Annotated in this window: 11 protein-coding genes; 5 read left to right on the top strand and 6 right to left on the bottom strand. The window is 27.9% G+C overall.

Annotated features, from left to right (window positions below; all coding sequences use genetic code 11):
- Positions 1-334: 334 nt before the first annotated feature.
- The 3 genes from hutH to AB2369_RS05855 are packed head-to-tail and all read left to right on the top strand — an operon-like array spanning position 335 to position 3718.
- Complete coding sequence (gene hutH / locus AB2369_RS05865) at positions 335-1861, top strand: histidine ammonia-lyase (protein ID WP_367665543.1); 1527 nt, start codon at positions 335-337, stop codon at positions 1859-1861.
- A 14-nt stretch (positions 1862-1875) separates the two neighbouring features.
- Complete coding sequence (locus AB2369_RS05860; protein WP_367665542.1) at positions 1876-2511, top strand: cyclodeaminase/cyclohydrolase family protein; 636 nt, start codon at positions 1876-1878, stop codon at positions 2509-2511.
- Between the two features lie 52 nt (positions 2512-2563).
- Complete coding sequence (locus tag AB2369_RS05855) at positions 2564-3718, top strand: hypothetical protein (protein WP_367665541.1); 1155 nt, start codon at positions 2564-2566, stop codon at positions 3716-3718.
- A 317-nt stretch (positions 3719-4035) separates the two neighbouring features.
- On the opposite strand, the gene pdaA is transcribed toward AB2369_RS05855, so the two are convergent.
- The gene (pdaA, locus tag AB2369_RS05850; protein ID WP_367665544.1) at positions 4036-4839 is read right to left on the bottom strand and encodes a delta-lactam-biosynthetic de-N-acetylase; all 804 of its coding nucleotides are present in this window, start codon (positions 4837-4839) and stop codon (positions 4036-4038) included.
- A gap of 61 nt (positions 4840-4900) precedes the next feature.
- On the opposite strand from pdaA, the gene AB2369_RS05845 reads away from it, so the two are divergent.
- A complete protein-coding gene (locus AB2369_RS05845) occupies positions 4901-6667 on the top strand; it encodes an N-6 DNA methylase (protein WP_367665540.1) in 1767 nt (588 codons plus the stop codon).
- Positions 6668-6682: 15 nt separating this feature from the next.
- On the opposite strand, the gene speE is transcribed toward AB2369_RS05845, so the two are convergent.
- A complete protein-coding gene (speE, locus tag AB2369_RS05840) occupies positions 6683-7510 on the bottom strand; it encodes a polyamine aminopropyltransferase (RefSeq protein WP_367665539.1) in 828 nt (275 codons plus the stop codon).
- A 470-nt stretch (positions 7511-7980) separates the two neighbouring features.
- Between speE and ychF the strand changes: the two genes are divergently transcribed.
- A complete protein-coding gene (gene ychF, locus AB2369_RS05835) occupies positions 7981-9078 on the top strand; it encodes a redox-regulated ATPase YchF (RefSeq protein ID WP_367665538.1) in 1098 nt (365 codons plus the stop codon).
- 555 nt (positions 9079-9633) lie between these two features.
- On the opposite strand, the gene AB2369_RS05830 is transcribed toward ychF, so the two are convergent.
- The 4 genes from AB2369_RS05830 to AB2369_RS05815 form a co-directional block, all read right to left on the bottom strand.
- Complete coding sequence (locus AB2369_RS05830) at positions 9634-10755, bottom strand: tyrosine-type recombinase/integrase (protein ID WP_367665537.1); 1122 nt, start codon at positions 10753-10755, stop codon at positions 9634-9636.
- A complete protein-coding gene (locus AB2369_RS05825; protein ID WP_367665536.1) occupies positions 10756-11178 on the bottom strand; it encodes an ImmA/IrrE family metallo-endopeptidase in 423 nt (140 codons plus the stop codon).
- A 197-nt stretch (positions 11179-11375) separates the two neighbouring features.
- Positions 11376-12878, bottom strand: a complete 1503-nt coding sequence (locus AB2369_RS05820; RefSeq protein ID WP_367665535.1) for a hypothetical protein — start codon at positions 12876-12878, stop codon at positions 11376-11378.
- A gap of 16 nt (positions 12879-12894) precedes the next feature.
- Positions 12895-13937 (bottom strand): hypothetical protein (locus tag AB2369_RS05815; RefSeq protein ID WP_367665534.1); only part of this gene is annotated, 1043 nt, incomplete at its 5' end.

Below are 13937 nucleotides of genomic sequence, written 5' to 3'. Positions count from 1 at the left end.
TTATTAAAATAACTAGAAAAATATATAAATAATCATATACAAATTAATAAATATTTTTAAAATTTAAATAAGTTAAATAATCTAAAAAAAATATACTACAGCATAGAATACTAGAAATAATTAAAACAGATTGAAGGTGAATTTGTTGTAAAATAATAAAAATTGTTTTACAATAAGATTGTTAGTTTTTTATCAATTAAGATTGTATTAAAGTTTTATCATCTTAAAGTTATGAAATAGTAAATAAATTCTGACAATTTAAAGAGGAATTTATGAAGGAAAACCCTTATATATAAAAGAATAATTAAGGTAATTATATATATAGGGGGTAAATATGGATAAAATGATAGTGTTAAATGGTAAGGACTTAACTTTAGAGGATATTTTCCGTGTATCAGTAAAAGGTGTAAAAGCAGAGCTTCATAAGGATGCAGTAGAGAGGATAAAAGCATCAAGAAAAATTGTTGAGGATATAGTAAAGGACCAAAAGATAGTTTATGGAATAACCACTGGCTTTGGAAAATTTTCCGATGTGGCTATATCTAAGGATCAATGTAAAACTCTTCAAAAGAATTTAATATTATCCCATGCTTGTGGATATGGAGAGTTTCTTCCAAAGCATATAACAAGGGCTATAATGCTTCTTAGAATAAATGCGTTATGTAAGGGTCACTCTGGAATATCTATGGAAACCTTGAATACACTTCTATTAATGTTAAATAATAATGTTCATCCACTTATACCAGAGAAAGGGTCCCTAGGGGCATCAGGAGATTTAGCACCCTTATCTCATATGGTTCTACCAATGATTGGAGAAGGAATTGCAGAATATGAGGGAGAGATGATTTCAGGAAAAGATGCCATGGATAGAGCTGGTATAAATACCATAGAGCTTACCTATAAGGAGGGATTAGCTCTTATAAATGGAACCCAAGTTATGACGGGAGTTGGAGTAATTGCTTTAAAAGAAGCATTAGATATATTAAAACTTAGTGATATTGCTGCATCTTTGACCTTAGAAGCATTAAGGGGTGTTAGAAATGCCTTTGATTTAAGGCTACATAAAATAAGACCTCATAAAGGGCAAATAAATACAGCAGAAAATATATTAGCATTAACTGAGGAGAGTACCTTCCTCACCTCCCAAGGAGAGATAAGAGTTCAAGATGCTTATACTTTAAGGTGTATACCTCAAATTCATGGAGCATCAAAGGATTCTGTAAATTATGTTAATGAGAAGATCAATATAGAAATTAATTCTGTAACTGATAATCCTATAGTCTTTGAAAATGGAGATGTTATATCAGGAGGGAATTTTCATGGACAACCTATGGCATTATCCTTTGATTTTTTAGGAATAGCTATGGCTGAAATGGCAAATGTGTCTGAAAGAAGACTAGAAAGACTAATAAATCACCAGTTAAATGATTTGCCAGCTTTCTTAACTTCTAATGGAGGATTAAATTCAGGGTTTATGATAACTCAATATGCAGCAGCAGCTTTGGTTTCAGAAAATAAGATTTTAAGTCATCCTGCATCTGTAGATTCTATCCCATCTTCTGCTAATCAAGAAGATCATGTAAGTATGGGAACAATAGCTGCAAGGAAGGCTTTAAATATAATAAAAAATACAAGACGAGTTTTAGCAACAGAAATCTTAGCAGCTTGTCAAGGCATTGATTTTAGAAAAGGTTTATCCTTAGGAAAAGGAACAAATGAGGCTTATAAAGTAGTAAGAAGTCACATAGATTTTATAAATGAAGATAAACTTATGTATGATGAATTAGAAAAGTGCACAGCTTTATTGGAAAATGGACAAATATTAGAGGCAGTAGAAGCTGTTGTAGAATTAAAATTATAAGGAGGAATTTATTTATGTTATCAGATTTAAAAGTTAATAAATTTATTGAGGAGTTAGCTTCAAATTCACCAGCACCAGGTGGTGGAAGCGTAGCAGCTTTAGGAGCTTCTTTAGGAGGAGCTTTAGCTAGTATGGTATTTAATTTAACTGTAGGTAAAAAAGTTTATAGAGAATATGATGAGGCCACTCAAAGATTAATAGATGAGAACCTAATAAAGGCTAATGAGCTTAAGGATAGTTATTTAAGATTAATGGAAGAGGATACAGAAGCTTTCTTAAAGGTAATGGAAGCCTTTAAAATGCCTAAGGATACAGATGAAGAGAAGGCTTTAAGAAAGGAAAAAATTGATGAAAGCTATAAAAAAGCTTTAGAAGTTCCTCTTACCTTAGCAAAGGAAGGATTTAAGGCTTACGATATAATTTATGTTGCAGCTAAATATGGAAATATAAATGCTGTATCTGATGCGGGGGTTGCTGCATTATTTATACAAGCTGCTATAGAAAGTGCAGTATTAAATGTAAAGATAAATTTATCATCTGTTAAAGAAGAAGAGGAAAAGAAGGCTTTAAAAGAATTATGTGAAAATATAGTAAAAGATGGTGCTTTAAAGAGAGATGAAATATTAAAGATCACTGAAGAAAAACTTTAGGTTTATAAATATATAAGCTAAAGAAAATATATAAACTTAAGAGGTGAAATCAATGAGTAGTACGAGAGTGAAAAAAGCCATTGGACTAGAAGGAGTTTTATGTTTAGTATTTTTTATAGCTTTCTTTACATTCATAGGCTCTAAAATGGGGGCAGTAAATATGATTAATACCATAATGAATACTGCCCATGATCTTTTACTTAATACGGTGTTCTTTATTTTGGCTATTGCAGTAATAGCAGGAGCAATAGCTTCTTTATTATCAGAATTTGGAGTAATAGCTATAATAAATAAGGTACTATCACCATTTATGAAACCACTATATGATTTGCCAGGAGCTTCAGCTCTAGGGATAGTTACTACCTATTTATCAGATAATCCAGCTATAATAACCCTAGCTGATGATAAGGGATTTAGAAGATATTTTAAAAAATATCAAATACCTTCTCTAACTAATCTAGGTACTTCTTTTGGTATGGGACTTATAGTAACTGCTTTTATGATGGCACAAAAATCTCCTACAGGGGAAAATTTAATTTTTGCTGCTTTAATTGGAGATTTAGGAGCTATAATTGGAAGTATAATAAGTGTTAGGATAATGCAAATCTTTACTAAAAAATACTTTGGAACAGAGGAAATGGCTGTAGAAGGTCATAATTTAGAAAAAAACTTGTTAGATACAAGAGAAATAAGAGAAGGCTCCATTGGAGGTAGAGTATTATCATCCTTGCTAGATGGGGGTAAGACGGGGGTAGATCTTGGACTTGCAATTATACCAGGAGTTTTAATAATCTGTACCTTTGTACTTATACTTACTAATGGACCATCTGCAAATGGTTATACAGGAGCAGTAGGTGAGGGTATAGGACTTCTTCCTTGGATTGGAGAAAAGCTATCATTTATACTAGAACCTTTATTAGGATTTGAGAATCCAGAGGCTATAGCTTTTCCAATAACATCCTTAGGTGCTGTTGGAGCTGCCATTAGCTTAGTTCCGGATTTTCTTTCAAAGGGGATTATAGGAGGAAATGAAATAGCTGTATTTACAGCTATGGGAATGTGCTGGAGCGGATATCTAAGCACTCATGTAGCTATGATGGATTCTTTAAAATGTAGAGAGTTAACAGGAAAGGCTATATTAAGTCATACTATAGGTGGATTGTTCGCCGGTATATCAGCTCACTTAATATATGTACTTTTAACATAGCCTAAGATTTGCTATTTTATTTAGAGGAATATTAATCATAGAACTATAGTTCTAAAAAAGCTTAAATTTTAAAATAAGGCTTTATTACTAAAGACATTATAAGTCTAGTAATAAAGCCTATTTTAATCATAAATATAGTATCTAGAACTGAATCAGAATCTATTATGATTTATATCCATATATAGGGTTTTTGATTCAAAACGTAACTTATTCACTACTTAAACCCCAAGATTTTAAAGGGTTTAAGTTATGGATAAGTTAAGATTCAAGCTAAAAACCCTATAAGAAAATTTTAATATAAAACTTCAACTATCACATTATTCAGGAATAAATATTGGAGCTTCAGGAAGTTCTGTGAGAGGTTTTATTTCATATCCCATGGTTTTCCACTGCTCTATAACTTCATCTAAGATTTCAGTATTTGTTTTAGACACTGCATGGAGTAATATAATACCCCCATTATGACTACGTTTTAATATGGTTTCCTTAGCCTTATTTCTCTCAGGTTGTTTATCTATATTCCAGTCATTATAAGCAAAGCTCCAAAATATAGTCTTATATCCTAAGTCTTTTGTGTACATAAGAGAGCGCTCACTGTATTTTCCCATAGGTGGTCTAAAGAACTTAGGCATATCCTCTCCGATTAAGTTTTTATATTCATCCTCCACATCCTTAAATTCTTTATTGAACCTATCTTTATCTGTAACAGATGCCATAGAAGGATGAGTAGAGCTATGATTGCAGACTAAATGTCCTTCTTCTACCATTCTTTTAACTATATGAGGATTTTGTTTTATGTAAGGTTTAACCACAAAGAAGGCAGCTTTTACATTATGCTTTTTTAATACATCTAAAATCTTTTCAGTATATCCATTTTCATAACCTTCATCAAAAGTTAAATATAAAACTTTTTTTGAAGTATCTCCTAGATAATAGGAATCATAGTTAGATATAAAATCCTTAGATTCTTTTGGACTAGAAGGTGGTTTTCCATCATTTCTTATTCCAAAGTACCAGTTAAATTCCTTTGTACTTTTTTCTGAATAAGCATAAGTTTTACTTGTTTTTACAGATATATTGTTTTCATTAGTGAAAAAGTTTGGTAAACTACATAGGTGCATACTAATTAAAGTATACATAATAATTTTTTTCACGAAATCACCTCGCTTTAGGAGTTATTAGATGAATAAATTTGATAAAATTATTGAAGAATGTTTTAATAAAATATATCTATCAACACATAGTATTAACATATGTAGTGAAATTGATGAATGTAAAAAAAAATTATCTATGGAATATGAGGATAGTTTTAGAGATTTTTACAATAATATGATAAAAAATCAGAAGGAAAAGGGAGCAGTTTATACTCCAAGAAATATTGTTAATTACATGATTCAAGATTTGATTAAGGAATATATGATAGTAGATAATCCTTTTATAAAAATATTGGACCCAAGTTGTGGGGGCGGAAATTTTCTAATAGAGCTTTATAATTATTTAAAGGATATTTATATGAAAAATTTAGAAAATATAAACACAATTCATGGCTTGAAATTACAGAAAAGTACAGTATATAAACATATAATGGAGAATAATTTATATGGATTTGATATAGATGAAACTGCATTAAAGATTTTACGTTTAGATATGTGGAATATTATTAAAGCTAAGGATTTTAGAGATAATATTAAAGTTAAAGATTTTTTAACTACTGAGGAAGAAGAAGAATTTCATATTATTATTGGGAATCCACCTTATATTGGACATAAATCTATAGACAAGGACTATGTAAAGAAAATAAAAAACATGTATAAAGAGGTTTATGTAAATAAAAGTGATATATGCTATTGTTTTATTAATAGGGCTAAAGATTTTATAAAGAAGGATGGTAAGGTGGCTTTAATACTTTCAAGATATCTTATGGAGTCTCAAAGTGCCAAGGGTATAAGAAATTTTATTGAAGATAATTATACTGTGGAAAAAATAGTGGATTTTTATGGAATTAGGCCCTTTAAAGGTAATGGGATAGATCCTCTTATATTATTTTTATCCTATAATCATAAAGAAGAATATAAATTTAAGGTTATAAGACCACGTCTAAATCAAATAAGAAAGAGAGATTTTAATTTTATAGATGAAATATTAAGAGAAAAGGACCTTAATGTAGTGTTATCTAGCAAAGAGGACCTTCATCAATGCTTTTGGAGGATATTAAATCCTATAGAGAAGAGCATAGTTAGAAAGATTGAAGATAAAAGTAATTGTAGCCTTAAAGACATAGGAGAAAATTTTCAAGGAATTATAACAGGCTGTGATAAGGCTTTTATTGTTACAGCTTCTGAGATAAAAAAATATAAAATAGAGACAGATATTTTGAAACCTTGGATAAAGAGTAGTAATATTTGTAATGGAGAAATGATTAATACCGATAAATGGTTAATTTACTCTAATGATATAGATATTAATATTCATAAAAATGCATTGAAATATATAGAGAATTATTATTCAAAATTAAAAAATAGGAGAGAATGTAAAAGAAATATAAGAAAGTGGTATGAACTTCAATGGGGAAGAAGTAAAAAACTTTTTGATGAAGAAAAAATTATATATCCTTATAAAGCTTCAGAAAATAGATTTGTTTCAGATAAAAGTGGATGTTACTTTAGTGCAGATGTATATGGATTTACAATAACAGATAGTAGTGTAAATTCTTTATTTATAACTAATCTTTTAAATAGTAGATTATATGAGTTTTATGTTAAATGTAATCTCAAGAAATTAGGAGATTATTTATATGAGTATTATCCTAATAGGCTTCTTACCATAAAAATATTTAAAAACCATGATTATATATTAGAAGAAAATTTTAAGGAAGAAGACATATATAAGTTTTATGATATTACCTTAGAAGAAATAGCTTTTATAGAAGATAAATTAAGCAGGGATTAAATCCCTGCTTTAATATTATTTTATTATATCTTCTATAAACTTTGGTAATACAAAAGAAGCTTTATGAAGATCCTTTGTGTAGTATTTGGTTTCAAAGGATAAGTTTAGTGAGGTGTCTATATGTGATGGATCATATTTCTTAGAACCAATGGTAAAGCTCCAATATCCACTTGGATATGTTGGAATAGCAGCCATAAACAATTTGGTTACAGGAAATACATTCTTAGAATCTGTAAAAACTTTCTTTACAACATTAGGAAGAAAGAAAGGTGATTCAGTTTGAGCTACAAATATTCCATCAGCTCTTAGGGCATTATATATTTCTTTATAGAAACTTCCTCCAAAAAGTCCTTCAGCAGCACCAAAAGGATCTGTAGAATCCACAATTATTATGTCAAATTCATTTTTATGTTCATGGACATATTTTATACCATCACCTACAAAGATTTCACAGCGGGGATCATCTAAGCTACAACTAATTTCTTTAAGATGTTTCGTGCATTCCTCTATAACTACATTATCTATTTCACATAGAACGGCCCTTTTAACTGAGGGGTGTTTTAAGACTTCTCTTATGGTTCCACCATCTCCTCCTCCTACAACTAACACTTTTTCAGGATTTGGATGGGTAAAAAGTGGAATATGAGTTATCATTTCATGGTATACATATTCATCCTTTATGGTAGTTTGAACTATACCATCTAATATAAGCATCCTACCAAAAGCATAGGTATCAACAATTGCTAAATCCTGATAAGGTGTTTTGCGTCTACAAATAGTTTCCTTAATCTTATATGTCATAGCAGCATCTTCAATTTGACCTTCTTTTAACCACATATCCATAATAAAACCTCCATATCTATATTTGAAAATTATAAAAAGTAAGCATATAAGTTTTTATAATAATCACCCATAATAATAACTTTAAGCCATTGCTATGGTGGTTTAACTCCTTGCATTAGTGTTAGTATAATATTTCTATGTTCTCTTAATTTAACATTTAAGCATAAGAGTTATTGTGTTATTAATAAACTTTTATTAATATTCTTAGATTAATGATGATATTTATACTAATATTATGAATATTATAATAGGTGAATAAAACAATGACAATATAAATTTTATTAATTAATTATATAGAAGTATAAGAAGTTTACTTAAAGGTTTATTATACTTTTAGAATAAAATATATTTATAGTTAAGATATTCTATAAATGATTTTAAAGATATAACTTAACTTAAGAGTTGAAATACATGGGTCTCTAGAGTATAATTTTAAAGGATATACTTAAAAAGGAAAGGAATGTACATAGATGAAACTTGGAATAGTTGGGTTACCTAATGTTGGTAAGAGTACTTTATTTAATGCAATAACTAAGGCAGGGGCAGAATCTGCAAACTATCCCTTTTGCACTATAGAGCCTAATGTTGGAGTTGTAAGTGTTCCAGATAAGAGATTAGATGTTCTTGAGAAAATGTATAACACAAAGAGAAAGGTTTATACTGCTATAGAATTTTATGATATTGCTGGTCTTGTTAGAGGAGCTAGTAAAGGGGAAGGACTTGGAAATAAGTTTTTATCTCATATAAGAGAAGTTTCTGCTATAGTTCACGTAGTAAGAGCCTTTAGTGATGAAAATGTTGTCCATGTTGATGGATCTGTAGACCCTATAAGAGATATAGAAACTATAAATTTAGAGCTTGTATTTTCAGATTTAGAGATTTTAGAGAGAAGAATGGAAAAAACTTTAAAGCTTGTAAGATCAGGAGACAAAAAAGCTAAAGCTGAATATGCGATAATGGAAAACATGAAAGCTCATTTAGAGGCTGGAAAGCCAGTAAGAACTCTAGAAGCTACAGAAGATGAAAAAGAATTTATAGACTCTTTATTCTTAATAACATCTAAGTCAGTTTTATATGTAGCAAATATATCAGAAGATGACCTAATGGAAGGAAATCTTGAGAATGAATATGTAAAAAAGATTCAAGAGTATGCAGAGGCAGAAAATTCAGAGGTTGTAATAATAAGTGCAAAAATAGAAGAAGAGCTATCTACTTTAGATGATGAAGAAAAAATGGCAATGCTTTCAGAGTATGGACTTGAAGAAACAGGATTAGATAAACTAGTTAGAAAGAGTTATAAGCTTTTAGGACTTATGAGCTTTTTAACAGCTGGAGTACAAGAGGTTAGAGCTTGGACTATACAGCAAGGTACAAAGGCACCACAAGCAGCAGGTAAGATACATTCAGATATAGAGAGAGGATTTATAAGAGCTGAAATTGTTTCTTATAATGATTTATTAGAGTGTGGATCAGAATCGGCAGCAAAGGAAAAAGGTTGCTATAGATTAGAAGGTAAAGAATATATAATGAAAGACGGAGATGTTGTACAGTTTAGATTCAATGTTTAATAAAAAAGAACTCTTAATATTTTAAGGGTTCTTTTTTGTTAATGTATTTAATTAATAAAGAAGCTATAGGGTTTTTATCTTGAATCTTAACTTATACATGTACTTAACTCCTTTAAAACCTTGGAGTTTAAGTAGTGAATAAGATAAGTTTTGAATCAAAAACCCTATATAGAGGTTCCTAAATTGAATTTTAATATATACATAGTGAAAAATCCTTTAATATCAATCGCTTTATCCATGTATATCATATTGGATAAGGAACCCTATATATAGGTTCTAGATGAAGTTTTAATATATAAATAAAAATAAAAAGCTTTAGAAAGTATAAATCTTTCTAAAGCTTTTTATATCAGTGGCGGGAATATGTGGGAATCGAACCCACCCATGGTGGTCTTAGCACCACAACACGGTTTTGAAGGTCGCAAATAGTATATAATATAATTAAACATAACTATATGAACTATTGGTATCACTGGGTTTATTTTAAAAAGGTAGTGTAAATATATAGTATAAAACTATATATTTATATATGGTTTGTCGGCAAAATGTCGTCACTTATTTAATAGGAATTAAAGCATTTACATCCTTCAGGGCTTCTTTTTGAATATTAGGAAGGACATGACTATATGTATCTAGTGTAATACTTATGGTACTATGTCCAAGCCTTTCTGAAACAATTTTAGCATTAGTATTATTAGAAAGAAGAAAAGTAGCATGAGAATGTCTAAGATCATGAAATCTTATTTTAGGAAATTCATGTTTTTTTATAGATTTCTGAAATAACTCATTAAAGTATCTAGGTCTATAAGGAGTACCATTTTCCCAGCACAAAACAAAATCTTCATCATTATAAGTGGATTTATTTAAACTCTTTATTTTCTTTTGAGTATTAAAATGATTTTCTAGAACTTTAGATGTTATATCAAATAGGTATATGGAACGCTTAGATTTAGAACTTTTAGGTTCTTTTAGTATGAACTTATTATTTACCTTCATAAAAGCTCGCTGAACTGAAATAACTTCATTTTTAAAGTCTATATCCTGCCATTTAAGAGCAGCTATCTCCCCTTGTCTCATACCAGAAGTTATGGCCAAAAGATAAGGAAGATATAAAGTAGAATCCTTTATTAAATCCAAGAATTTCATACAAGTATCCATATCCCATACATTCATTTCAGTTTTTATAGCTCTAGGAGGCGATATAACAGCAGATGGATTCACATAAAGCATTTGCCATTGTACAGCACATTTAAATGCCTTATGAAGCAATCTGTGGACTTTTATTATAGTATTAGGACTAATATTATTATCTCTTAGCATATCTTTATAAAGTTCTTGTAAATGAAATGGTCTTATATCATCAATATTTTTTAGTTTTATCTCATAATCTAAAATATTATTTATTAATTGATTATATCTTTCTTTAGTAGAAAGAGCTATATTACTACTATAAATATCTAACCAATGGTTTAGAAAACTATGTAAATTCATTTTTTCAAATTTAGTATAAGCTCCACTCTCAACCTGGAATATAAGCTCATTTAATGACTTCTCACATTCTTTTTTAGTTTTGAAACCACTCTTAGATTTTCTTAAACGTTTATTAGTTATAGGATCCTTTCCTAAATCTAAAGAATATTCCCAATAAGAACCCCTTTTTCGTATACTCCCTCTCATTTAAATAGCAACCTCCTTACAGCGAAGAAAATAAAATTTATATTTTAAAAATTCATGTGTTACCTTAAAGTAATCACATATTTCATATTCTGTGTATCCCTTATTAATAAGGCTTCTAAGTATATCATTTGATATTAAATAATTACAGGCCCATGCCATGGCTTTATATTCATCCTTACCAATAATAAGCTTATCTTGATAAGTTGTCTTATATAAATGATTTCCAGAAGAGGTAAAGTGATGTCCAAGTTCTTCACCTAATACACAATTATGTAGTTTAGGATTATATAATAGAGATTTGTTAAGCCCTATTACAGGTGGTAATAAGTCATTTTTATAATATAAACCTAATATATTTTCAGGAAAATAATGATATTCTATGAGAATATTGTTTTTGTTTGCAATAAAAAATAAGTCATCCATAATCTCACCCCTAAAATGTTGTTAGTAAGACATATTATAACAAAATATGCAAATATATGTTTGGTAAAATGCAAGTTTGTAGGATTACATAAAAGTTATATTGGAATTTTGTAAGAATAGCTTAAAGAGCTTACGGATAAGAAGAAATGTATGAGGATATGATTTTAAAGATTATAGGAATATAATCAACTAAGTGCTTATATTCCTATAAGAAATCTAATTAGAAGTTTAATTAGATAGTTTCTAGATAATAATATAGTTCCTATAAATAATATTAATAATATAACTATCCATGCAATTGTATAAAACTTTATTTTTTTGTTGGCTTCGTTTAAATCGCTTTTAAAATAAAAATCATCTTTAAATACATTATCTATATCTTTTTTCACTAGTATATCTGAATAACTATCTTTAAATCTACTATATAATGTCTTTAACTTATTGAGTTTACAATTAATTTCAAATCTAGTTATAATTAAAAATATTAAAGATAAAACTATCAATAGTATAGAAATTATGGAGATATCAACGGTGAAAATATTTTCAACTCTTTTATCATTTAATGAGTTCATAACAGTTATAGTAACAAAAAAAGTTATTATGGCTAAAAGGTTCTTTCCTAAATTTTCAGTGATATTGTCAGCAATATTATTAAGATTTTGATTGATAGAAATTAAGTTTTCAATAACTTTAGATTTTAATTCTATATATTTTTCTACATTTTCTTTTAAATAAATACTATAATTTGATTCAATGGCTCCTAAGATTGAATTATCAACATAAAGATTAGAACTATTAATTAAATATAGAGATAGTATGTTCCTACATATACCAATCTTATCAATAACATTACCATCATTATAAATCCAATTAACAATTGGGTAATAGGAAACAAAGTTATTAAGATTTTCGGATTTTAAATTTTGAAAGTTTAATTTAAAATCTGAAGTTTTATAACCTTTAAGTTTTAATAATACATCATTATTTATTATTTTAGATACATCAAAAATAAATATAAAGGAAAATATTACATTTAAACAATCAAATAGTTTTATAAGATTTGAATCATTTATGTTACCAGAAAAATAAAACTCATTTGGTGAAAAATCAAAAGAGTCATTGCTAAGAAAAGTACAAACTGAGTCACGTTTAATTATAGAAATATTATTAGATTCAGAAGTATTAGTATTTAATATATCAGTACTTTTAAAACAAAATAAATCTGAATAAAATAATATACCCTCAGTATTTAATATATCAAATATTGTGGACTTATTTTGCTTGAGGTTATAAAGTAATAATAATAAATCATTTAAATCAGTATTAAATAAATGATTTGAAAATAACTTTAAATCATATATACTTACTGTATTTTTATTAGTATTTTTATATATAACTATTTTTGATTTACAGAAATTTTCTTTTATACTATATAACATTTTAAATTGATCAACAAAATCATCGCTTAAGTGTATATCATCTAAAAAAAAACTATCACCATCATCAATAGTTAAAGTTAAAGAAAGCCTATCTCTAGCACCTATAAGATTAAAAAGCTGTGTAAGTGATGCAGCTGAAATCTTATTTATGTCTTTAGATTGTATTATTATACTATATTCTTTTACATTCTCGTGTTCTTCTGTAATCTCAAAATTACTAGAAGAAACAATATTCTTAGTATAAAAATCTTTTATATTCAAATGCATCACCTCCATTTTATTCTAAATTAATATTTTTAAAGTTGAATTGTTTTAGAATTTTTAAATCTACGGATTCTATGGCTAGAACTTTTTCACCACCATCTATTTCCATAACATATATCTTTTCCTTAATCTTATCAAGTGGACAATTAAATTTCAATTTAATTTTTTCATTTAGCTCATATGTTGGTGAGAGTTTGCTTTTAATTTCTTTTTTATCAATAGTAAAAAATTTATCAAAGGATGCCCTAGAGGCCATATCCTTGACTTTCGATTTTACAACATCAATATCTAGATTAGGATTAATAGGCTCATAATTTTCAAAAAGAAAATCTACACAATCATCAAATTTAAAATTTGGTTTATTAAAAAAGTATGAGTTAAGTGCATTTTTAAAGTTAGAATTATCAGCAGGATATTTAGTTTTTAAGCAATTAGAAATAACTTGTCCTATTAATGTATGAGCATGTTTAGTATTAAGTTTATCGCTTTTAGCCTCATTAAGATCAAGGAAAGTTTCATACCAATATTCAGAAATTTTTTGGTTATTATCTGTTAATGATATTTTTTCTATGTTATAACTATTATCTGTATATATTAATGCTGATTTAAATGCAGCTTTTTCGTATGGCAATCCATTCTTATCAGATAAGTCGTTTTCATCTAAGAATTTATTATGATCAACTAACGCTAATAGGTATATATATCCATTAGTTATCTCTAATACAGATTGAATTAAACTACCTTTCTTTATTTGAGTGAATCCATGGTGTTTATCTTGAGCAATTTTTTGAGATTCAAGTAATTGATTAGAAATACAATCAAATTGCTCTATAAATTCATTAGTTGAATAACCAGAAATAGCTGATTCATCATATGACTTAGCAGTAGATAAAATATTAAGTATGGTTTTAATAACTTGAGAATTATAACTGTTAACAGTAAAATTACGTATGTTATTATCAGATAAAATTTTATCTATTAATATGGGGATATAGTTATTAGCTGAATTTTGATTTGGATTTTTTGGTATTATTGTTTCAGTGCTTAAATCTATAT

Source organism: Clostridium sp. (assembly GCF_040797585.1).
Lineage (GTDB): Bacteria > Bacillota > Clostridia > Clostridiales > Clostridiaceae > Clostridium_Z.
Note: the sequence above shows the minus strand (reverse complement) of the source record. Positions and strands in the feature narration are given on the sequence as shown.

What these genes read in the sequence shown, in the direction of transcription:
- hutH (WP_367665543.1), top strand. Translation starts at nt 335, where the DNA reads ATGGATAAAATGATAGTGTTAAATGGTAAGGACTTAACTTTAGAGGAT.
- AB2369_RS05860 (WP_367665542.1), top strand. Translation starts at nt 1,876, where the DNA reads ATGTTATCAGATTTAAAAGTTAATAAATTTATTGAGGAGTTAGCTTCA.
- AB2369_RS05855 (WP_367665541.1), top strand. Translation starts at nt 2,564, where the DNA reads ATGAGTAGTACGAGAGTGAAAAAAGCCATTGGACTAGAAGGAGTTTTA.
- pdaA (WP_367665544.1), bottom strand. Translation starts at nt 4,839, where the DNA reads ATGCACCTATGTAGTTTACCAAACTTTTTCACTAATGAAAACAATATA.
- AB2369_RS05845 (WP_367665540.1), top strand. Translation starts at nt 4,901, where the DNA reads ATGAATAAATTTGATAAAATTATTGAAGAATGTTTTAATAAAATATAT.
- speE (WP_367665539.1), bottom strand. Translation starts at nt 7,510, where the DNA reads ATGGATATGTGGTTAAAAGAAGGTCAAATTGAAGATGCTGCTATGACA.
- ychF (WP_367665538.1), top strand. Translation starts at nt 7,981, where the DNA reads ATGAAACTTGGAATAGTTGGGTTACCTAATGTTGGTAAGAGTACTTTA.
- AB2369_RS05830 (WP_367665537.1), bottom strand. Translation starts at nt 10,755, where the DNA reads ATGAGAGGGAGTATACGAAAAAGGGGTTCTTATTGGGAATATTCTTTA.
- AB2369_RS05825 (WP_367665536.1), bottom strand. Translation starts at nt 11,178, where the DNA reads ATGGATGACTTATTTTTTATTGCAAACAAAAACAATATTCTCATAGAA.